This window comes from Amycolatopsis sp. CA-161197 (genome assembly GCF_050942255.1).
In the GTDB taxonomy this organism is placed as follows: Bacteria; Actinomycetota; Actinomycetes; order Mycobacteriales; family Pseudonocardiaceae; genus Amycolatopsis.
Genome location: NZ_CP192059.1, coordinates 1,879,517 through 1,900,542 on the forward strand (window position 1 = coordinate 1,879,517; position 21,026 = coordinate 1,900,542).

At 70.2% G+C, this 21,026-nt stretch carries 17 protein-coding genes; 8 read left to right on the forward strand and 9 right to left on the reverse strand.

Annotation, left to right across the window (positions count from 1 at the left end):
- A complete protein-coding gene (locus tag ACQPXB_RS09140; RefSeq protein WP_432850846.1) occupies positions 1-1,164 on the reverse strand; it encodes a hypothetical protein in 1,164 nt (387 codons plus the stop codon).
- Positions 1,165-1,894: 730 nt separating this feature from the next.
- On the opposite strand from ACQPXB_RS09140, the gene ACQPXB_RS09145 reads away from it, so the two are divergent.
- Entirely contained in the window at positions 1,895-2,242 is a 348-nt protein-coding gene (locus tag ACQPXB_RS09145; protein ID WP_432850848.1) for a transcriptional regulator, read from the forward strand.
- Positions 2,243-2,454: 212 nt separating this feature from the next.
- Here ACQPXB_RS09145 and ACQPXB_RS09150 read toward each other — a convergent pair whose 3' ends face one another.
- Positions 2,455-2,880 (reverse strand): hypothetical protein, encoded by a 426-nt coding sequence (locus tag ACQPXB_RS09150; protein ID WP_432850850.1) that lies wholly within the window; start codon positions 2,878-2,880, stop codon positions 2,455-2,457.
- 284 nt (positions 2,881-3,164) lie between these two features.
- On the reverse strand, positions 3,165-4,946 hold the full coding sequence (locus ACQPXB_RS09155) for a DEAD/DEAH box helicase (protein WP_386948769.1): 1,782 nt from the start codon (positions 4,944-4,946) through the stop codon (positions 3,165-3,167).
- A 244-nt stretch (positions 4,947-5,190) separates the two neighbouring features.
- Here ACQPXB_RS09155 and ACQPXB_RS09160 point away from each other — a divergent pair, with 244 nt between their 5' ends.
- Both ACQPXB_RS09160 and ACQPXB_RS09165 read left to right on the forward strand, forming a co-directional pair.
- Entirely contained in the window at positions 5,191-6,903 is a 1,713-nt protein-coding gene (locus tag ACQPXB_RS09160; protein ID WP_432850852.1) for an acyl-CoA dehydrogenase, read from the forward strand.
- A 127-nt stretch (positions 6,904-7,030) separates the two neighbouring features.
- Positions 7,031-7,747, forward strand: coding sequence for an alpha/beta fold hydrolase (locus tag ACQPXB_RS09165; protein WP_386948764.1), 717 nt, complete (start codon positions 7,031-7,033; stop codon positions 7,745-7,747).
- 44 nt (positions 7,748-7,791) lie between these two features.
- On the opposite strand, the gene ACQPXB_RS09170 is transcribed toward ACQPXB_RS09165, so the two are convergent.
- Positions 7,792-8,205 (reverse strand): hypothetical protein, encoded by a 414-nt coding sequence (locus ACQPXB_RS09170; protein WP_432850854.1) that lies wholly within the window; start codon positions 8,203-8,205, stop codon positions 7,792-7,794.
- A 107-nt stretch (positions 8,206-8,312) separates the two neighbouring features.
- On the opposite strand from ACQPXB_RS09170, the gene ACQPXB_RS09175 reads away from it, so the two are divergent.
- Together ACQPXB_RS09175 and ACQPXB_RS09180 are read left to right on the forward strand one after the other, a co-directional pair.
- A complete protein-coding gene (locus ACQPXB_RS09175) occupies positions 8,313-9,518 on the forward strand; it encodes a PucR family transcriptional regulator (RefSeq protein ID WP_432850856.1) in 1,206 nt (401 codons plus the stop codon).
- Between the two features lie 90 nt (positions 9,519-9,608).
- Entirely contained in the window at positions 9,609-10,115 is a 507-nt protein-coding gene (locus ACQPXB_RS09180; RefSeq protein WP_432850858.1) for a GNAT family N-acetyltransferase, read from the forward strand.
- A 2-nt stretch (positions 10,116-10,117) separates the two neighbouring features.
- On the opposite strand, the gene ACQPXB_RS09185 is transcribed toward ACQPXB_RS09180, so the two are convergent.
- Positions 10,118-12,520, reverse strand: coding sequence for a Tex family protein (locus ACQPXB_RS09185; RefSeq protein WP_386948755.1), 2,403 nt, complete (start codon positions 12,518-12,520; stop codon positions 10,118-10,120).
- 235 nt (positions 12,521-12,755) lie between these two features.
- Between ACQPXB_RS09185 and ACQPXB_RS09190 the strand changes: the two genes are divergently transcribed.
- On the forward strand, positions 12,756-14,198 hold the full coding sequence (locus ACQPXB_RS09190; protein WP_432856506.1) for a chitinase: 1,443 nt from the start codon (positions 12,756-12,758) through the stop codon (positions 14,196-14,198).
- A gap of 229 nt (positions 14,199-14,427) precedes the next feature.
- Here the strand turns inward: ACQPXB_RS09190 and ACQPXB_RS09195 are convergent, their stop codons facing one another.
- From ACQPXB_RS09195 to ACQPXB_RS09205, 3 genes are all read right to left on the reverse strand, one after another.
- Complete coding sequence (locus ACQPXB_RS09195) at positions 14,428-16,155, reverse strand: GMC oxidoreductase (RefSeq protein ID WP_432850861.1); 1,728 nt, start codon at positions 16,153-16,155, stop codon at positions 14,428-14,430.
- Positions 16,152-17,615 (reverse strand): flavin-containing monooxygenase, encoded by a 1,464-nt coding sequence (locus ACQPXB_RS09200; protein ID WP_432850863.1) that lies wholly within the window; start codon positions 17,613-17,615, stop codon positions 16,152-16,154. The genes ACQPXB_RS09195 and ACQPXB_RS09200 overlap by 4 nt, the downstream gene beginning before the upstream one ends.
- An 80-nt stretch (positions 17,616-17,695) precedes the next feature.
- Positions 17,696-18,784, reverse strand: coding sequence for a winged helix DNA-binding domain-containing protein (locus ACQPXB_RS09205; RefSeq protein WP_432850865.1), 1,089 nt, complete (start codon positions 18,782-18,784; stop codon positions 17,696-17,698).
- 81 nt (positions 18,785-18,865) lie between these two features.
- On the opposite strand from ACQPXB_RS09205, the gene ACQPXB_RS09210 reads away from it, so the two are divergent.
- The gene (locus ACQPXB_RS09210) at positions 18,866-19,915 is read left to right on the forward strand and encodes an AraC family transcriptional regulator (protein ID WP_432850867.1); all 1,050 of its coding nucleotides are present in this window, start codon (positions 18,866-18,868) and stop codon (positions 19,913-19,915) included.
- On the opposite strand, the gene ACQPXB_RS09215 is transcribed toward ACQPXB_RS09210, so the two are convergent.
- Positions 19,842-20,507, reverse strand: coding sequence for a TetR/AcrR family transcriptional regulator (locus tag ACQPXB_RS09215; protein WP_366579128.1), 666 nt, complete (start codon positions 20,505-20,507; stop codon positions 19,842-19,844). The genes ACQPXB_RS09210 and ACQPXB_RS09215 overlap by 74 nt on opposite strands.
- 197 nt (positions 20,508-20,704) lie before the next feature.
- Here ACQPXB_RS09215 and ACQPXB_RS09220 point away from each other — a divergent pair, with 197 nt between their 5' ends.
- Complete coding sequence (locus ACQPXB_RS09220; protein ID WP_366579130.1) at positions 20,705-21,010, forward strand: hypothetical protein; 306 nt, start codon at positions 20,705-20,707, stop codon at positions 21,008-21,010.
- Positions 21,011-21,026 lie beyond the last annotated feature (16 nt).

Sequence of the window (21,026 nt, forward strand, 5' to 3'; positions counted from 1 at the left end):
TCAGACTCGCACCGCAGGCAACCGTCCGAGTCGGCGTAGCTGGCGAGCCGAGCCGATTTCTGTGGCCAGAGCACGTGCTTTCGCAGCGTGGGTGTGTGCTTCGTCGTGTTCCCTTGTCGCGGTAAGCGCGGTCGCCAGATCGACACGTAGTCCAGCCTCAGCGCGGGTGAACGTAGGGTCCAGCTCATGCAGGGCATCGGTGAGGACATTGACGGCTTCCGGCTCGCCGATGCGGGCGAGGGCGTTCCCACGCCAGCGTGCGAGGTGGACGTCATCAAGAACGACATAAGGGCCGCTATCAGGCGCTGGACGGGGCGGCAACAGCGATTCTGCGCGGTCGAAGGCACGCAGGCTTGCCGAGCGTAGTTCGCACGCGGCGAGCGCTTCACCGTGCGCGGCAGCCAGCCAGGCGCGCAGCGTGCGGCCGGTGATTCTCCGCGCATGGTCTTCGGCCGTCGCCAGCATTTCGGCGGCCTCGCTCGCTTGCCCGAGATCCAGCAGAACAAAAGCTCGTTCGGCCTCTGTGTGCGTCTCAAGGGCGGGATCACCGGATTGACTCGCGGCCTGCTTCGCGCGTTCGTAGTGGTCCCAGGCCGTGGAGATTTGGCCACGATCGAGGGCTTGCCACCCGGCGAGGGCGCTCAACTCCGCGAGCAGCGCGGCAAGGTTTTTGCGTGTCCCGGCAGCCAAGCTGTACGAGAGCAATCGCGATACTTGGTCGACCTTGACCGCAACCTCGTCATAAGCGGTGATGGCGCCGAGCCGCCGGTCCAGCTGCCGCACTGCCTCAAGCTGGCCGTGCAAGAGGGCGACCACATCTGGAGTGACCCGGCGCGAAGTGGCGAGGGCAGCGTTCAGCTCGTGCTCGCCTGTTACCTCGATGGCCGTTGATTCGAGCGGGGTTAAAAGTTCGTCGATGCCGGTATCGAATATCCGTTCGAGCAACCGTGCCGTAGCCGGGCGTGGGCGTCCGATCCGCGTGCCGTCTGTCCGATGCCCGGCGACCAGACGTTTGAGGTTCCGTTCGCTGAGCGTGCCGGATTCTCCAGAACGGCGTGCGAACTCCTCTGCTTCCTCCGTGAACTCCGCAAGCGACTGATTGCGCTGCCAGATCCGCTGCTCAAGCAGCGTTCGAGGCCGTCGCGTGCGTTCGTTAGCCGCCATGCCTGCTCCCGTGTCCTCGCAATGGCCCTGCACCGGCCCGCGTATGGCCTTCGCTGAAATAGCTTCATCATACACGCTTATATCAGCTCAAAGCAGGTGATGGGGTGCTGGTCCGGTGCGGCCGGCGGAAGGGACCGAACAGTGGCATCCGACGAGCACCGGCTCTACGTGGCTTGGCATCTCTGCGCCCGTGACGGACGTGACCACGCAATCACCGATGAGGAGTTCGCGCGGGGACGGCGCACCGGCTCCGAGGGCTGCTATCGGGCGGTCTGCGGCCATGTCGTCCTCGTGGGATCGATGCTGCAGGCGCCCGGCTCGCGGTGCAGGGCTTGCTGGACCTACGTTTCCGCCTGGATGTTGTTCCCGCTGCCAGTGCGGCAGCCCCGACGAACTCGACACCGCAGGGTCTCGCTGTGGTCACGTCTTCGCCACAGGGGACAACGTGCCCCGCGCGTTCTCGCCACAACCTCGGCCGCCACGGGCGGTGCGCAGTGACCGGGCCCGTGTTCCTGGCCCGGCCGCTGCCCGGAACAGTCGGAGAAACACGCCGCGTTGTGCACCTGTTCGCCGTTCCTCCCTCGGGCGCAACACCGCCCCGGCTCATCGCGATCTGCGGCGCGGAGTTCGGCCCCGGCGAACTCGAACTCCTGGACACGCTACGAGGCATGCCCTGCACGGACTGCCTACGCCAGGCACCGCTTGTCCCCGAGTTGACGGAAGGCGCCTGATGGCGGGATTCGTCCGCGTCGAAGGCTTCGCCGACGGAATTGACCCAGTCCTCGTCCCGCCGGTGCGGCTGCTCATAATGGCAATCCTCGTTGACCAGCAATGGCACGAGTTCTCCGCTCTGCACGCGTCGCTGAGGTTGAGTCCGCCCGTACTGTCCAAGCAACTGACCACCCTGCGCACAGCTGGCTACCTCGACACCCGGCCATCATCCGACGGACGACGATCGTCCTGGCGGATCACGGACCACGGTCTCGACCAGCTGAGCATGCACCTCACTGGCTGGGAACACCTGATGGCGCTCGCCTCGGCCGCCGTCCGGTCAGCGCGGATCTCCAACCAACCGTGAGGAAGCGTCTCGGGCTGGCCGGGACAGGTAGGCGAGACACCTGTCTTGTATGCGCAATCGGGGGCCCAAAAGCAGGGTGGGACGGGTTTCCCGACGACCCGTCCCACCCGTCCCACCGACGTTTTGCCTGCTAGACGGCAACCCGGACCCGTCCCACGGCTGGGACGGGTTGTGGCACCGCGACCCAACCCGGCCCGGTGCGGTCCGGCACCTCAGTCCGTGAGGTCGTCGGTAGGCAACAGTGCGTGGAGGCGGCGGGTTGTTGCCTCGTACTCGACGTGGGCGCGAGAGTTTTCGGGGCCACCGGCCTCGATCATCTCGTCGTACGCCAGTGCCTGCGCGGCCGTCACGGACGCGACTTGCCCCAGCATCCGCGCCGCACGCTCAGACAGAGCCACCATCTCGGCGGCACCAGGCAAGCCACGCTCGGCAAGCCCCGCGAACATCGTGGTGTGTCCGCCCTCCTTCTCGGCACACAACCGAAACGCTGCCGCCTGCTGCCGCAGCTGATCGGCGTAGTTCGTCGTGCCGTCCTGCTGCGAAGCCGCGTCACGGGGCTCATTCACGAGGCCCATGATGCCTGGCCTGCCACCAAGCCCGACAGGTAGCAGGCGGGCCGCCAGCGATCGGTTGGCCACAGGTGCCAAGGTCACAACTATGCAACCAAATGAGACTTCGCGTTGGGTGCGCTGGGTGCACCGAACGCCGCGTTGGGTGCGCTGGGGACCTACCGAATGCCGCATTGGGGTGCATTGGACGCACCGAACGCCGCATTGGGGCGCATTGAACGCACCGAACGCCGCATCGGATGCGGTGGGGACGCACCCAACGCCGCATTGGGGTGGGCGAGCGGGGGCGGGTGGTGCGGAAACGAAGACCGGCCCGCGGGCGGGGAGCCTGCGGGCCGGTCTGAAGTGGACGGTCAGCGCCCGGTGCGGCGAGAGCCCGCGCGGGTGCCGGCCGAGAACGACGCGGCGCCGCGGCTGGAGCCGGAGGCCGAGCCGGCGCGGCTGGGCTGCTGGGAGCGGGCGCCCGGCTGGCCGGAGCCGCCGCGGCGCGGTTCGCCCTGGGTGCGGGCGGTGGCTGCACCCCGACCGCCGCCGGTGCGGCCCGCTGCGGAGCCACCGCGGCCGGCGCCGCTGCGGGACCCGGCGGAACGACCGGCGTCGCCGCGACCGCGCCCGGCACCCTCAGCAACCGTTTCGCGGCCGCCGCGACCACGGCCGCCGCCCTCGCCGAACGATTCGCGAGCAGCCGCACCGCGGCCATGACCTTCGCCGAACGATTCGCGAGCGCCAGCGCCACCACGGCCGCGGCCCTCACCGAACGAGTCCCGGCCGGCGCCACCGCGGCTGCCGCGGCTCGAACCGCCGCGGCCCGCCGACTCGCCCCGGCGCGAGGCGGCAGCGCGGGAGCCCTGGCCGCCACGGTTCTCCGGGGCCGGTCCACCGCGACGGCCGTTGCGGACGGAGGCGTCGCCGCCGGAGGCGGTGACCTTCTTGGGGCGGTTGTCGACGATGGGGCGGCGCGGCGAGGCGTCGAAGGTGCGTTCGCCGGGGGCGAGCTCGGCCAGCAGCGGGTGGCCGGGGCCGATCTGCGTGGTCGTGGGCCTGATGCCGGCCTTGCGGGTGAGGTCGCGGACGTCGGCGATCTGGTCGTCGGTCATCAGCGTCACCACGGTGCCCGACGCGCCGGCGCGCGCGGTGCGGCCGGAGCGGTGCAGGTAGGCCTTGTGCTCGACCGGCGGGTCGGCGTGGATGACGAGGGTGACGTCGTCCACGTGGATGCCGCGGGCGGCGATGTCGGTGGCGACCAGGGTGCGTGCGGCGCCGGTCGAGAAGGCCTCGAGGTTGCGCGTGCGGGCGTTCTGGCCGAGGTTGCCGTGCAGTTCGACGGCTGGCACGCCGCTGGCCACCAGCTTGCGCGTCAACGACTTCGCACGGTGCTTGGTCCGCGTGAACACCAGCGTGCGGCCGGGGGCGGCCGTGAGGTCGACGAGCACCGGCAGGCGGTGGGTCTCCTCGAGGTGCAGCACGTGGTGCGTCATGGTCGACACCGGCGACTGGGCCGAGTCGACACTGTGCGTGACCGGGTCGTGCATGAAGCGCTTGACCAGCACGTCGACGCCGCCGTCGAGGGTCGCGGAGAACAGCAGCCGCTGGCCGCGCTCGGGCGTCTGGTCCATGATGCGCCGCACCTCGGGCAGGAAGCCCAGGTCGGCCATGTGGTCGGCCTCGTCGAGCACGGTGATCTCGATCTGGTCGAGCTTCACCTCGCCGGAGCGCATGTGGTCGGCCAGGCGGCCGGGGCAGGCGACGACGATGTCCACACCGTCGCGCAGGCGCGTGATCTGCGGAGACGCGCTCACGCCGCCGAAGATCGTGGTCGTCTTCAGGCCCAGCACCTTGCCCAGCGGCGCGATGGTGGCCTCGATCTGGGTGGCGAGCTCACGCGTCGGCGCGAGGATCAGCGCGCGCGGGCGGCCGGGGCGCCGGCGCGTGGGGCCGGCGGCGAGGCGGGCCAGCACGGGCAGCGCGAAGCCGTAGGTCTTGCCGGAGCCCGTGCGGCCGCGGCCGAGCACGTCGCGGCCCGCGAGCGTGTGCGGCAGCGTGGCTTCCTGGATCGGGAACGGCGCGGTGACGCCCTGGGCCGCCAGCGCGTCCACCAGGGACTTGGGCAGGCCGAGTTCAGTGAATGTGGTCATAAGTGCGTACGGGCGCTCGAAACGCCCCGGTTCTCCATACGTGAGAAGGGTTGTCCTGCCCGGCGCAGACCTCGGGGGGCCGCGGCGCTGTGTCTTAGACAAACGGGTAGTCGACAACACGATCCGAGGCAGAACTGAGCGGACCGCAAGATCAGTATAGCTCAACGTGCACAAAGGGCCGAGTGAGTTTGCCCGCACCCCGGCCCCTTGCTAAGTTACCCGTCGGTAATCACGGAGGAGAGCCATGCCGCTGCTCAACCCGCGGGCCTACGACCCGCAGTCGTTCGACCCGGAGACCAGGCGCCTGCTGCTGGCCACGATCGAGTGGTTCGAGTCACGCGGCAAGCGCAAGCTCACCGAGGACTACCACAACCGCACCTTCTACGCGGACTTCCTCGAGTTCGCCGGCAAGGAAGGCCTCTTCGCCACCTTCCTCACCCCCGCCGCGGCCGCCGACGGCGCGCCGGACAAGCGCTGGGACACCAGCCGCGTGGCCGCGCTGTCGGAAATCCTCGGCTTCTACGGCCTCAACTACTGGTACCCGTGGCAGGTCACCATCCTCGGGCTCGGCCCGGTGTGGCAGAGCGGCAACGAGGTCGCGCGCAAGCGGGCGGCCGACGCGCTGGACGCGGGCGGCGTCGGCGCGTTCGGACTGTCCGAAAAGGACCACGGCGCCGACATCTATTCCTCCGACCTCGTGCTCACGCCCGACGGCGAGGGCGGCTACCGCGCCAACGGCTCGAAGTACTACATCGGCAACGGCAATGTCGCCCGCACGGTGTCGATCTTCGGCCGGATCGACGGCGTCGAGGGCCCGGACCAGTACGTGTTCTTCTACGCCGACTCGACGCACCCGAACTACCACGTGGTGAAGAACATCGTGCCCTCGCAGATGTTCGTCGCGGAGTTCCGGCTCGAGGACTACCCGGTCCACGCCGAGGACCTCCTCCACGTCGGTGCGGAGGCCTTCAGCGCCGCGCTCAACACCGTGAACATCGGCAAGTTCAACCTGTGCTTCGGCGGCATCGGCATGGCCACGCACTCGCTGTACGAGGCCATCACCCACGCCCACAACCGCGTCCTCTACGGCAAGCCCGTCACCGACTTCCCACACGTGCGGCGCGAGTTCGTGGAGGCCTACGCGCGGCTGATGGGCATGAAGCTGTTCTCCGACCGCGCCGTCGACTACTTCCGCTCCGCCGGCCCGGACGACCGCCGCTACCTGCTGTTCAACCCCATTACCAAGATGAAGGTGACCACGCAGGCGCAGAAGGTGATCGGCCTGGTCGCCGACGTCGTGGCCGCCAAGGGCTTCGAAGCCGACACCTACCTCGCCATGGCCAAGAACGACATCGACGGCCTGCCCAAGCTGGAGGGCACGGTGGCGGTGAACCTCGCGCTGATCGCGAAGTTCATGCCCGCGTACCTCTTCGCGCCCCAGGACTACGCCCCGGTGCCTACCCGCGACGACGCCGCGGACGACGAGTTCCTCTTCCGCCAGGGCCCGGCGCGCGGCCTGTCGAAGGTGCGCTTCCACGACTGGAAAACGGCCTACGCCAAGGCGTCGCACCTCCCGAACGTTGCGCTGTTCCGCGAGCAGGCCGAGCACCTCGTGCGCCTGCTCACCGAAGCCGCGCCGGACGAGGCGCAGCAGGCCGACCTGGACTTCGGGCTGGCACTGACGGAGCTGTTCACCCTCGTCGTCTACGGCCAGCTGATCCTGGAGCAGGCCGAGCTCGCGGGCGAGCCCGACGACGTCGTGGACCAGCTCTTCGCCGTGCTGGTGCAGGACTTCAGCGCGGCCGCCGTGGACCTCAACGGCAAGGCGAGCTCCACGGACAAGCAGCAGGAGCTGGCGCTGGCGGCCCTGCGCAAGCCCGTCGTGGACGCCGACCACTTCGCTCGCGTGTGGACAGTGGTGCGCGACCTCTCCGGGACGTACGAGATGAACGCCTAGGGACCCGTTGTCCGCACGGACAACAAAAAGCTTCGTTCCGGTTGGCCGGGAACATCGCCTCCGCGCCGGCCCTGCTGCACGGTGAGCAGGCAACCCTTTTCACCCGACCACAGGAACGAGGCTCCTCATGAGCGCTCCCGCACTACCCACCGTCGTCCTGGTCCACGGCGCCTTCGCGGACGCGTCAGGCTGGCAGGCCGTGGCCGCCGGCCTGCGCGAACGCGGGTATCCGGTCTTCGCGCCGGCCAACCTCCTGCGCGGAGTCGCCGCCGACGCCGGCTACCTCCGGGACTTCGTGTCGACGATCGGCGGCGACGTCGTGCTGGTCGGCCACTCGTACGGCGGCTGCGTGATCACCAACGCGAGCACGGGCAACCCGAACGTGCGGGCGCTGGTCTACATCGCCGCGTTCGCGCCGGACGAGGGGGAGACGTTGCTCGACTCCTTCGCGCTCGGCGGCGGGACGTCCGAGCTCGGGGAACGCCTGGTCCGGCGCCCGTACCCGGGCGCGCCCGAGGGCGACGCCGACGGGTACATCGACCTGGGGCCCTTCCACCGGCTGTTCTGCGCCGACGTGGACGCCGATCTTGCCGCGTTCATGGCGGTCGCTCAGCGCGGGTTCGCGCTGTCCTGCCTGTCCACCCCGTCCGGCGTGCCCGGCTGGCGGACCATCCCGAGCTGGTACCTCGTGGCCGCCGACGACGCCACGATCCCGCCGGAGGCCGAGCGGGTCATGGCGAAGCGCGCCGGAGCGCAGACGGTGGAGGTCGCCAGTTCGCACGTCGCGATGATCAGCAAACCGGCCGAGACGATCGACTTGATCGTCGCCGCTGCCGGGGCCTGAAGCAGAGCTGGTGCCTCACCTGATCAACGGTGCTCGACGAGGCACTAGGTCGGGGTGACGACCACCAGCAGCTTCAACGGCCCCTTGGTGTCCACGGCGCAGTCCACCGCGCGCGGCGGGCACGGGTAGCCGTGCGCGGCGATCACCAAGGCCACTTTGCCCGGCGCGACCGCCTGGTAGATCGAGGTCTTGCCGTACACCTGGGCCAGCCGGAGCACCGACCAGATCCGAGCGTCCAGGGCGCGCTGGGCAGTGTCGTCGTCCAGCTTGACCAACCCGCCCACCGGCAGCTCGACTGTGAGGTCCGGATCCATCCCCGGACTGACCACGTGTTCGGCCCCCTTGGGCAGCGAGTACCCGGCCGGGGCCACCGTCGGTCCCTGGTCGGGCACCACTGACCGGGAGCACGCCGCCGACACCAGCCCGAGCAGCACCACCGCGACGATCAGCCTGCGCACCCGCCCGAATCTAGCGCCCCATGGCGCAACGCGGGCGGCGTTCGCGTCCGAACCTGCCACCGAGTAATCAACGTTTCCAGACGAGCCAGTAGCTCTAAGCTGACCAGGTGACGCGACGCGAGGCCACGAGCGGGCCCGACCCGGAGCTCGTGGCACTCGCCGGACGGCTGCTGGGCACCATTGAGGGGTTCGCGGACGAGATCGCGTCCGCGATCGAAGCCCGCGTCGAGTTCTACTCCACGCACACTGTCGTCTCGGCCGACGACCTGAGGCGATCCGTGCAGGGCAACCTCGAGTACGTCCTGCGGTCCCTGCACGAGGACCGGTTCGCCGACGTCGCGGCGGCCCGGACCACTGGCGCCCTCCGAGCCGAGCAGGGGGTGCCGCTGTCGGTGGTCATGGCGGCGTTCCGCGTTCTGTTCAGCCAGATCTGGCACAGCCTCGTGCTGCACGCCCGCGCGCAGGAACAGGTCTCCGACCAGGCGCTGGTGGACGCGGCCTCCGACCTGTGGTCCGCCCACGACACCTTCGCCGAGGAGATGGCCGCCGCGCACCGCGAGGCGACGATGGCGCTGGTGCTGCGGAACGAAGGCGAGCGGTCGGCCCTCGTCGGGGCCCTCCTGGAGGGACGGCCGCTGCACGAGACGTCCGTCTGGGAAGTCGCGGACGTGCTTCGCCTGCCCAAGCGCGGGCCGTTCGTCGTGGTCGCGGCCGAATCGGTGCAACTGGCCCAGGAAGCGTTGCCCGGCATCGAAAACCGCCTGCGGGCGCGACGCATCGGGTCGGCCTGGCGGCTGACGCCCGACGCGCAGATCGGCATCGTCCGTTTCGAGAACGACGCCGACCTGCGCCCGCTCACGTCGACCCTGACGGACTCGGCCCGCAGCCGGATCGGCGTCAGCCCGCCGTACCTGACGCTGACGGAGACGGCGGCCGCGCTGCGGTTCGCGCGCATCGCCCTGGCGAGCACGGTCGCCGGCACCCCACGCGTCACGATGTTCGACGACTTTCCCCTCGCCGTCGCGGCGGTCAGCGCGCCCGACGCGATGCAGCGAGTCCGGCAGGCCGTGCTCGGGCCGATCCTCGACCTGCCCGTCGAGCACAGCAAGGTCCTCCTCGAAACCCTGGCCGCGTGGCGGGACAACGGGGGATCGGCGTCGGGCGCCGCGGCGGTTTTGTTCTGCCACCCCAACACGGTCCGCCACCGGCTGCGGCGGATCGAGTCGGCCACCGGTCGCTCCCTCAGCGACCCGAAGGCCACCGCGGAAATCCTGCTGGCGCTCGAGGCCGCGTTGCTGGGAATGGCGGAGTGACGCAACCTGCGCGCGCTGATCGCCGGGACGAGCCGGCGGACCTCACGTGTTGACCGGTCCGCGAACCCGGCGCGGCTACGCCGGCGCGCCGTGACCACACCCCGTCTCGAAGCCGAGGCCATCACCACCGCGCGGCTGGACCTGTTGCCACTGCTCGTGGAACACGCCGACGAGATGGCGCGGGTCCTGGCCGATCCGGCGCTGCACACCTTCATCGGCGGCACCCCGGACACCCCGGAAGCCCTGCGCTCGCGCTACCAGCGCCTGACCGCCGGTTCTCCCGACCCGGCCGTGACCTGGCTGAACTGGGTGATCCGGCTTCGCGGCGACGGCTGCCTGACGGGCACGGTCCAGGCGACCGTGAATTCCGCCGGAGCCGAGATCGCCTGGGTGGTGGGGACGCCGTGGCAAGGCCAGGGCATCGCCACCGAAGCCGCCCAGGGGCTGGTCGCCTGGCTCGCCCGGCAGCCCGTGGCCGCCGTCTTCGCCCACATCCACCCTGGGCACCGGGCTTCCGCCGCCGTGGCCACCGCCGCCGGGCTCACGCCCACCGACGAGTGGCACGACGGCGAAAACCGCTGGTCGCGGACCCGCTGACGCTACTTGCCGAATCCGGCGCGCCGCAGCGCGTCGGCCATGGCGCCGCTCCCGCCGGAGTTGCCCCCGCGGTCACGACCGCCACCGCCACCGCCGCGATTGCCCTGCTGGCCCCGCCGCTGGCCGCCGCCGCCCTGGCCGCCACCGCCGCCGCCCTGACCACGGTCACGGCCGCCGCCCCCGCCACCACGACGGTCCTGCGACGAAGCACCCGGCTCGTCGTCCAGGCGCAGCGTCAGCGAGATCCGCTTGCGCGGCACGTCGACGTCGAGCACCTTCACCTTCACGATGTCGCCGGGCTTCACGACGTCGCGCGGGTCCTTCACGAAGTTCTTCGACAGCGCCGAAACGTGGGCCAGGCCGTCCTGGTGCACGCCGACGTCGATGAAGGCACCGAACGCCGCCACGTTCGTGACCACGCCCTCCAGCCGCATGCCCGGCTTGAGGTCACCGATCTTGTCCACGCCCTCGGCGAAGGTGGCCGTCTTGAACGCCGGACGCGGGTCGCGGCCGGGCTTTTCCAGCTCGGTCAGGATGTCCGTGACGGTCGGGAGCCCGAAGGTCTCGTCCACGAACTCGGCCGGCTTGAGCGCCTGCAGCGTGCGCGCGTTGCCGATCAGCTCGCGGATGCCGGAGCCGGTGCGGTCGAGGATCCGCCGCACGACCGGGTAGGCCTCGGGGTGCACCGAGGACGCGTCGAGCGGGTCGTCGCCGTCCGGGATGCGCAGGAAGCCCGCGCACTGCTCGAACGCCTTCGGCCCGAGCCGCGCGACCTCCTTCAACGCCGTGCGCGACTTGAACGGACCGTTGGTGTCGCGGTGGGCGACGATGTTCTCCGCGAGCCCGGTGGTGATGCCCGAAACGCGGGTGAGCAGGGGAGCGGACGCGGTGTTCACGTCCACGCCGACCGCGTTCACGCAGTCCTCCACCACGGCGTCGAGCGAGCGCGACAGCGACACCTCGGACAGGTCGTGCTGGTACTGCCCGACGCCGATCGACTTCGGGTCGATCTTCACCAGCTCGGCCAGCGGGTCTTGAAGCCGGCGCGCGATCGAGACCGCGCCACGCAGCGACACGTCCATCCCGGGCAGTTCCTGCGACGCGAACGCCGACGCGGAGTACACCGACGCGCCCGCTTCGCTGACCACGGCCTTCGTGAGCTTCAGCTCGGGGTGCTTCTTGATCAGCTCCTGCGCGAGCTTGTCCGTCTCGCGCGACGCGGTGCCGTTGCCGATCGAGATCAGGTCCACGTGGTGCTTCGCCGACAGCGCGGCCAGCTCGGCGATCGACTGGTCCCACTTGTTCGCCGGCTGGTGCGGGTAGATCACGTGCGTGTCCACGACCTTGCCGGTCGCGTCGACCACGGCCACCTTCACACCGGTGCGGAAGCCCGGGTCGAGGCCCATCGTCGCGCGCGTGCCGGCCGGGGCGGCCAGCAGCAGGTCGCGCAGGTTCGCCGCGAACACGCGCACGGCGTCGTCCTCGGCCGACTGACGCAGCCGCATCCGCAGGTCGATGCCCAGGTGCAGGAGGATCTTGGTGCGCCAGGCCCAGCGCACGGTGTCGCCGAGCCACTTGTCGGCGGGCCGGCCCTCCTGTGTGATGCCGAACTTCTGCGCGATGCGCTGCTCGTACTGCGTCGGGCCCACGCGCGGCTCGGCGTCCTCCGCGGCCGGCTCCTCGGGCTCCATCGACAGGTCGAGGATTTCCTCCTTCTCGCCGCGCAGCATCGCGAGGATGCGGTGCGAGGGGAGCTTCGTGTACGGCTCGGAGAACTGGAAGTAGTCGGCGAACTTCGCGCCTTCCTCCTCCTTGCCCGCGCGGACCTTCGACGCGATGTGGCCCTCGGTCCACATCTTCTCGCGCAGCTCGCCGATCAGGTCGGCGTCTTCCGCGAAGCGCTCCACGAGGATCGAGCGGGCGCCGTCGAGCGCGGCCTGCGCGTCGGCCACGCCCTTGTCGGCGTCGACGAACACCGCGGCCGCGGCCTGCGGGTCGGTGTTCGGGTCGTTCATGAGGCCGTCGGCCAGCGGTTCCAGACCGGCCTCACGGGCGATCTGCGCCTTCGTCCGTCGCTTCGGCTTGTAGGGCAGGTAGATGTCTTCCAGGCGCGACTTCGTGTCCGCGGCCAAAATCTGGGCCTCGAGCGCCTCGTCGAGCTTGCCCTGCGTGCGGATCGACTCCAGCACGGCGACGCGCCGCTCGTCGAGTTCCCGCAGGTAGCGCAGCCGTTCCTCGAGCGTGCGCAGCTGCGCGTCGTCGAGCATCCCGGTGACTTCCTTGCGGTACCGGGCGATGAACGGCACGGTCGACCCGCCGTCGAGGAGATCGACGGCCGCCTTGACCTGCCCTTCGCGCACCCCCAGCTCTTCGGCGATCCGTTCCTCGACCGACTGCACGCTCACAACCAGGCTCCTGCTCCGTCTCGGTGTCCCGTGCCGAGCATTCTGCCGCCCGGCGCGCTGCGACTTTCGTATGGCCCCGTCGAAGCGACGCCCGAACGGTTCCTTGACACCGAGATTGGTCTAGTCCACTTTGTGGTGACCTGCCTCACTCTTTCGTGGAGGTCTCGCTGTGTTCTCCAAACGGTCCCCATCCCCACGTCCGTCCCGCAGACCCAAACTCGCGGTCGGCGCCCTGATCGCCACCGTGGCCACGTGCCTCGGTGTCACCGTTGCCCTGAGTGGCAGCGCCTCGGCGGCCAACATCCTCGCCAACCCCGGCTTCGAAAGCGGCAGCCTCTCCGGCTGGACCTGCAGTGGTTCCGCCTCCGTGGTGTCCAGTGGCGCCCACGGCGGCACCAAGGCGCTGAGCGCCGCGCCTTCGTCGTCCGACACCGCCCAGTGCTCGCAGCAGGTGACGGTGAAGGCGAACACCGCCTACCAGCTGTCGGCCTGGGTACAGGGCAGCTACGTCTACCTGGGCGTCTCCGGCACCGGCGGCGCCGACACCAGCACCTGGACGCCCGGCACGAGCGGCTGGAGCCAGCTCTCGGTGAACTTCACCACCGGCGCGTCCACGAGCATCACCGTGTACCTGCACGGCTGGTACGGGCAGCCGGCCTACCTGGCCGACGACGTCAACCTCGACGGTCCCGCCACCCCGCCGCCCACGACCCCGACCACGCCGACGACGCCCACCACGCCGTCGACGACCCCGACCACGCCCACCACGTCGCAGCCGCCCACCACCGGTGACCTGGCCAAGCACGTGCTCACGGGCTACTGGCAGAACTTCTACAACGGCGCCAAGGCGCTGCGGCTGGCCGACGTGCCCACGCGCTACAACATCATCGCCGTGGCCTTCGCCGACGCCACGGGCACGCCGGGCGCCGTGAACTTCACGCTCGACCCCGGCCTGTCGTCGCAGCTCGGCGGCTACACCGACGCGCAGTTCCGCGCCGACATCAAGACCGTGCAGGCGCGCGGCCAGAAGGTGATCATCTCCGTCGGCGGCCAGAACGGCACGATCAACGTCAGCGACTCGTCGTCGGCGAACAACTTCGCCAACTCCGTGAAGTCGCTGATCTCGAGCTACGGCTTCGACGGCGTGGACATCGACCTCGAGAACGGCATCAACGCCACCTACATGGGCCAGGCGCTGCGCAGCATCCACAACGGCGGCGGCTCGATCATCACCATGGCGCCGCAGACGATCGACATGCAGTCCACGCAGGGCGGCTACTTCCAGCTCGCGCTGGGGATCAAGGACATCCTCACGGTCGTCAACATGCAGTACTACAACTCGGGCACCATGCTCGGCTGCAACGGGCAGGTTTACGCGCAGGCCACGGTCGACTTCCTGACGGCGCTGGCGTGCATCCAGCTCCAGGGTGGTCTGCGAGCCGACCAGGTGGCGCTCGGCCTGCCGGCTTCCGGCTCGGCGGGCGGCGGCTACCAGGCTCCGTCGAACGTGGTGGCGGCCCTCAACTGCCTCGCCCGCGGCACGAGCTGCGCCGGCTTCAAACCCTCGGCCACGTACCCGGCGATCCGCGGTGCCATGACCTGGTCGATCAACTGGGACGCGTCCGCCGGGTACGCGTTCGCGAACACCGTGGGAGCCGCGCTCACGAATCTGCCTTAGGGGCGCTGTCGGACAAGACCTTGGAAGGACTCCCGCGACGGCAGGGAGGGCGTCGTCGCGGGAGCTCCTTTCAAGACACCCCCAGTGCACGTGCCCAGAGGGGGGTGAGCGCGTGCGACGTCGCAAGCGTGCCTGGTGGTGGTTGGTGGATGTGTTGAGGGATTGTTGAATCCGCTGGTCAAGTTGTGTTTGGTGATCGACGGCGGTTTGTGTGGTGGCTGGGGAGTGGTCAGCGCCCGATCCGGACGTCGACGATCGGGAGGTGCAAAGCGCCCGGCGCGGTCGAGGGCACCGTCGGCTTGTGGGGCGCCACCGGCGCGATCCGGCGGTATGGCTCGCCGAGAGCCGGGCGCGGATCCGCTTCGCCCTTGTTCGGCCACAGTGCCAGGGCGCGTTCGGCCTGGGCGGTGATCGTCAGGGACGGGTTCACGCCCAGGTTGGCCGAGATCGTCGAGCCGTCGACGATGTGGAGGCCGGGGTGGCCGTAGACGCGCTGGTAGGGGTCGACGACGCCGGTGTCGGGGGAGTCGCCGATGGCGCAGCCGCCGATGAAGTGGCCGGTGATCGGGGTGTTGGCGAGGTCGGTCCAGGCGCCCTGCGGGAGGCCGCCGATCTTCGCGGCGACGCGGCGAGTCACCTCGTGCCCGGCGGGGATCCAGTCGGGGCTGGGTTCGCCGGTGCCTTGCCGGGTGGTCATGCGGCGGCCGAGCAGGCCCCGTTTCGTGTACGTGGTCACGGAGTTGTCGAGCGTCTGCATCACGAGTAGGCCGATCATGCGTTCCGACCAGTGCCGCGGGTTGTGCAGGCGCGGCAGCTGCCGCCAGCGCCGCGCCAGTTCGCGAAGGCCCAGCGCCCACCGGCGTTTGCCGGGTTCGGCGTCCACGAGGACGGTGGCCATGAGGCCCATGACGTTGCTGCCCTTGCCGTAGCGCACGGGCTCGACGTGGGTGACCGCGTCCGGGTGGATCGACGACGTGATGGCGACGCCGCGCGTGTAGTCGGTGTCCTTGCGCAGCGAACGCGCGGCGAGCACCGCCTCGGAGTTGGTGCGCGCCAACAAGCCGAGCCGCGGCGACAGGCCCGGGAGCGTGCCGTTGTCGCGCAGCTGGTGCAGAAGCCGTTGCGTGCCCAGGGCCGCGGCGGAGAAGACGACCTCGCGCGCGGTGAAGGTGCGCCGGCCGCGCCGGACCCAGCGGCCGGTGCGTTCGGTGTCCACCGCGTAGCCGCCGTCGACCGGGCGCACGGAGACCACCGTCGTCAACGGGTGCACCTCCGCACCGGCCTGTTCGGCGAGGTAGAGGTAGTTCTTCACGGTCGTGTTCTTCGCGCCGACGCGGCAGCCGGTCATGCACTCGCCGCAGTGCGTGCAGGCGCGCCGCGCGGGGCCGGCGCCGCCGAAGAACGGATCGGGTGACTCCTCACCCGGGGCCGAGCCGAAGTACACGCCGACGGGCGTGCGGCGGTAGGTGTGGCCGATGCCCATGTCGTCCGCTACCTCGCGCAGCACCTCGTCGGCCGGCGTCGTGAGCGGGTTCTCGACCACGCCCAGCATCCGCTTGGCCTGGTCGTAGTAGGGCGCCAGCTCGTCCTTCCAGTCCGTGAGGTGCGCCCACTGCTTGTCCTGGTAGAACGCGTCCGGCGGCTCGTACAGCGTGTTCGCGTAGACGAGTGAGCCACCGCCGACGCCGGTGCCGCTCATCACGAAGGTGTTCTTCAGCAACGTGAGCCGCTGGATGCCGTACAGGCCGAGTTTCGGGGCCCACAGGTACTTCCGCAGCCGCCACGACGTCTTGGCGAACTCGTCGTCGGCGAAGCGGCGCCCGGCTTCCAGCACGCCGACGCGGTAGCCCTTCTCCGTGAGCCGCAACGCCGTGACGCTGCCGCCGAAACCCGAGCCGATCACGAGCACGTCGTAGTCGGTGTTCAAGACCGGGTTGTTCAAGATCGGGTTGTTCAAGACGAGGCCACCACCCTGAAGTCGGCCGGGTCGAGCACCCGGGTCCTGCGGTCGTACTCTGTCACGAGGCCGGGCCAGTTGGTGCTCACGCGCCCATCGGCCTGGCGGTACCAGCTGGTGCACGCGCTCCACACGCTGTGGCCCAGCCGCTGCTGCACCTCGCGGTCGTAGCGTTCCTCCACCTCGGCCCGCACGTCCACATAGGACACCCCGGGCCGCGCGAGCTGTTCCACGGCCTGGCGGATGTAGCGCGCCTGCCGCTCGATCATGTAGATGATGGAGCCCGCGCCGAGGTTGGTGTTGGGGCCGTAGACGCAGAACAGGTTGGGGAAGCCGGGCACCGTCATGCCCAGGTACGCGCGCGCGCCGCCGCGCCACGCGTCGTCGAGGCTGCGCCCGTCGAGGCCCAGCACCTTCATCGAGCCGAGGAAGTCGGTGGCGTTGAAGCCGGTGCCGTACACGATCACGTCGGCTTCGTGCTCCACGCCGTCTTCGGTGCGCACGCCCCGCGGTGTGATCTCGCGGATCCGGCCGGTCTCGACCTCCACGTTCGGCTGCGCGAGCGCGGGCAGGTAGTCGTTGGTGAACAGGATCCGCTTGCAGCCCAACGGGTACTTCGGCGTCAGCTTCCGGCGCAGCGCGCGATCCTTGATGTACTTGTGCCGCAGCTGTGCCGTCCGCAGCTCGAACGCCTTCGCCAGCACGGGGTGGCGCGTCATCGCGTACGTCGCGTACTCGGCGAGCAGGAAGATCCGCAGGCGGCCGAGCAGCTGCGTCGCCGGGAGACGTTCGAACAGGCGCTTCTGCCAGCGCGCGTACCGCGTGTCGTTCTTGGCCATGATGTAGGGCGCCGTGCGCTGGAAGATCGTGAGCTCGCCGGCGCGTTTCTGCAGCTCGGGCACGAACTGGATCGCGCTCGCCCCGGTGCCGATCACGGCGACGCGCTTGCCGTCCAGGTCCGCCTCGTGGTTCCACTGTGCGGAGTGGAACGCGACACCCTCGAAGCTGTCGCGCCCCGCGATATCGGGCAGCACCGGCCGCGACAGCTGCCCGACGGCCGGCACGAACACGTCGGCCTCGAACGTCTCGCCGCCCGCCGTCTCGACGCGCCAGCGGCCCTCGTCGAACGTCGCGGCCGTGACCTCCTGGCCGTAACGGATGTGCGGGCCGAGGCCGTAGTCGGCCACCACGCGCTTGAGGTAGGCGTGGATGTCGGGCTGCATCGAGAACCGCTTGGGCCAGTGGGGGTTGGGGGCGTACGAGAACGAGTACAGCGGCGACGGGATGTCGCACGCCGCGCCGGGGTAGGTGTTCTCGCGCCACACCCCGCCGGGCTCGCTCGCGCGCTCGAGGATCGTGAAGTCGTGGAAGCCGGCGCGCTTCAGCTCGATCGCCGTGCCGACCCCGCCGAACCCGGTGCCCACGATCAGCACCGACGGCGTCCTTGCCGTGTCACCCATCCTGAGCAAGTTACCGACGCGTCCGCCGAGGTGGAAGGACACGAACGGTCAGAAAATCGAGAATTCCGGCCAGTGCGGAATTACGCCGACAGGAGCCGCACGTCGTGGCGCAGCCCGGGTTCGGCCCAGGTCAGCAGCCGCTTGCCGGAGCTCTCCAACGCGGCCGCGTCGCGCTTCGGCAGCCGTTCGTACGGCGTGAGCACCAGCGTGGCCGTGTCGCGGGTGGTCTTGAGGTCCCAGGCGCCCTTCACGAACCCGCCGACGAGCAGCGTGCCCTTGACCAGACCGTTCTGGCTGATCACGCGCTTGCGGTGCTCGTCGCGGATCACCCGGGTGCGATCGGCGTAGGCGAGCAGCGGCTGGTCGAACGGCGCCAGCAACCGCGGCGGCGCGGGCACGTCCTCGCCGGGCAGCGTGGCGTCGGGCAGGTCGTAGAGCTTGCGGCCGGCGTAGTCGACGTAGGTGCGCAGGTCCATCCCGCCGACCACCTCACCGAGCTTCGTCAGGCCCGACCACGCCTGCACGTCGGCCACCGTCGCCGGGCCGAACGCCGCGAGGTAGCGCCGCACGAGCTGTTCGGCCGAGGACACGGCTTCGGTGCCGGCCAGCCAGCGGTCCGCGAGCTGGTAAGTCGGCTGCCCGGCGTGGCCCCACACGCCGCGCGGCGGGATCTGCACCAGCGGCAGCAGGCATCGCGCCAGGTGCATCAACGCGTCGCTGTCGCGGTCCGGCCACTTTTCGGCGAGCGCTGCGCCCAGCTGCGCGCTCGTGTGCGGACGGTCGGCGAGCAGTTCGCGCGTCACGGCCGCCACGTCGCCGTGGTCGAGGCCGGCCACGCGCGCCGCGTGCAGCGTGTTCGTGCGGAGGTCGCGGTCCATGATCGGCTGCACGAGCGGGCGCCACGCCAGCGCGTCGGCCGCTGTCACGAGGTGCACGGTGCCGCGCATGAGCACGATCCGCGCCACGCTGCGGTCCAGGAGCAGCTTCGCCAGGTCGTGCGGCTTGAAGCCGTGCAGCCGCGCCCACAGCGCGTAGTACGGCGGGAACGGTGCCTGCGCCTGCAATCCCGCGAGGTGCTCGACGGCCGCCAGCGCCGGCATCGACGCCCGGCGCAGCAGCAGCTGCCGCTCCAGCGTCGCGCGGTTGAGGGCTCGCAGGCTCAGCTTCATGGGCCTGAGCGTAATGGGCATTGCGGACAGAACACGTCCTCAACGAGCACGGCCGGACGAGCCTGATCCATAATTTCGGCCATGGCAGAGCTGGCAGCCCCCGCGGTCCGCGACTGGGATTTCCCCCGCGGCACCGCCAGCGTGCTGCTCATGCTCGCCTTCGCCGAGGACCACGGCGTGCCCGCCGCGAACCTGCTGCCCGGCACCCCGCGAGAGGCGCTGACCGGCCCGGACCGCCAGGTCGACGCGCGGCAGGAGCTGGCCGTGGTGCGCGCCGTCGCCACGCACGCCGGCGGTGGTGACGACCTCGCGCTCGACCTCGGCCGCCGCTACCGCGTGACGACGTTCGGCATCTTCGGCTTCGCCTGCATCAGCAGCCCGACGATGCGCGACGCGATGCTGTTCGCGTTGCGCTACCTGGACTTGAGCTTCACCTTCTGCATCCCCCACGTGGAGCTCGACGCAGACGGGATCAGCCTCGTGCTCGACGATTCACGCGTACCCGCCGACGTCTCGCGTTTCCTTGTGCTCAGGGACCTCGCCGCGATCCACACCGTGATGCGCGACCTGCTGCCGGGGATTTCCCCACGGGGCCTGGAGTTCCGCCATTCGGCGCCGCCGTCCACGAAGTCCTATGTGGACACTTTCGGCGTCGAGCCGGCGTTCGGCGCCGAACGCCACCGCGCGAGCTTCGACCCCGCGTTCCTCACGATGCCGTTGCCCCAGGCCAACGAGCAGACCGTGGCCCTGTGCGCGGCCCAGTGCGACGCCCTCGTGGCTCGCCGCCGCGAACGGTCCGGCATCTCCCAGCTCGTGCGCGAACGCCTGGTGCGCCTCGGCGGAGTCGACGCCGGCATGGACGAGATCGCGCGCCAGCTCGCCGTCAGCCCACGCACGCTGCGCCGCCGCCTCACCGACGCCGGCACCGGCTACCGCCAGCTCGTGGACGAGGTCCGCCAGACGCTCGCCGAGGAAATGCTCGACACCGGTGCGTTGTCCGTCGAGGATGTCGCGCTGCGCCTGGGTTACGCCGAGGCGTCGAGCTTCATCTACGCGTTCAAGCGGTGGACGGGGACGACTCCGGCGGCTTACGCGCGCCGTTCCGCTCCGCGAGCACGGCCGGGTAGGTGACCTCGAGCAGGCCCATGATCGATTCCACGAGGAACGTCCGCAGCTCGGCGCGGTTGAGCGTGCCGCGGATCAGCCATTCGCGAGACGCCGCGCGCAACATCCCGCCGTACGACCGGATCATCGCGCGCAGCTCTTCACGGCCCTCGGTGACGTCGGTCATCAGGGCGCCGGCCAGCACGCGGTCGGCCGCGACGTCGTCCGCCTCCAGCATGATCCGCTCGATCTCGGGGTCACGGCCCGCGGACTCCGGGCCGATCGCGGTGAGCCACGCGTCGCGGTTGCGGTCGACCACGTCGATCCAGCGCTCGATGCCGACCTCCAGCCGGCGCCGCACGGGGCCTTCGGGCAGCGACTCGACCACGGGCGCGGGCACGATCATCATCTGCCGCACGACCTCGAGGTACAGCTCGCGCTTGCCGCCGAAGTAGTGGTTGATCAGGGGCCTCGCCACCCCCGCGGCCGCCGCGATGTCCGAAGTGGACACTGACGCGTAGCTGCCGGCCCCGAACAGGCGCCGCGCCACCGCGAGGATCTCGGCCCTGCGCTCGGCCGGTTCCAGCCGGCGCCGCGTGGGCCGGGTTCCGGTGCTCATCGTGCCAGCCTTGTCGTCCTCCGTCTTGCTGTCAACAAGTTGTTTACTGCACGTAAAGACTGTGTCCCGCTCTTGCGCGTGACGGTATTTGTACGGTCCACCTGGGCCGTTATTGAACCGGAACAACCGGCCGGTAACTTCGCCGCCCGCTGGGACGACGGATCGAACGGGGGCCGGGCGCGGTGGGGTAGGAGCAGATGAGCGATGCGGAGGGTGGCACGGCTCAGCCCTCGGGGCGCTGGGTCAGCGTGCGCTTGCAGCACCGCCAGGTGCGCGTGGACGAATCCTGCTGCGCCGGCGAGTGCCCGGGCGAGTGCTCGGCGGACCTGTCCTACGACGGCATCGTCATCAGCAACTACGACCAGGGTGCCCTCGTCAGCGAACGCTGGATCCCGTTGGGCGCCGAACCGAGCGAAGAGGACGACGAGGTCCTGATCGAGCAGCTGCGTGCCGCCATGCTCTGGCAGGCGCGCCGGCCGCCGAGGACCACGACGGGGGAGTGAATCGCCGCCGGGTGGG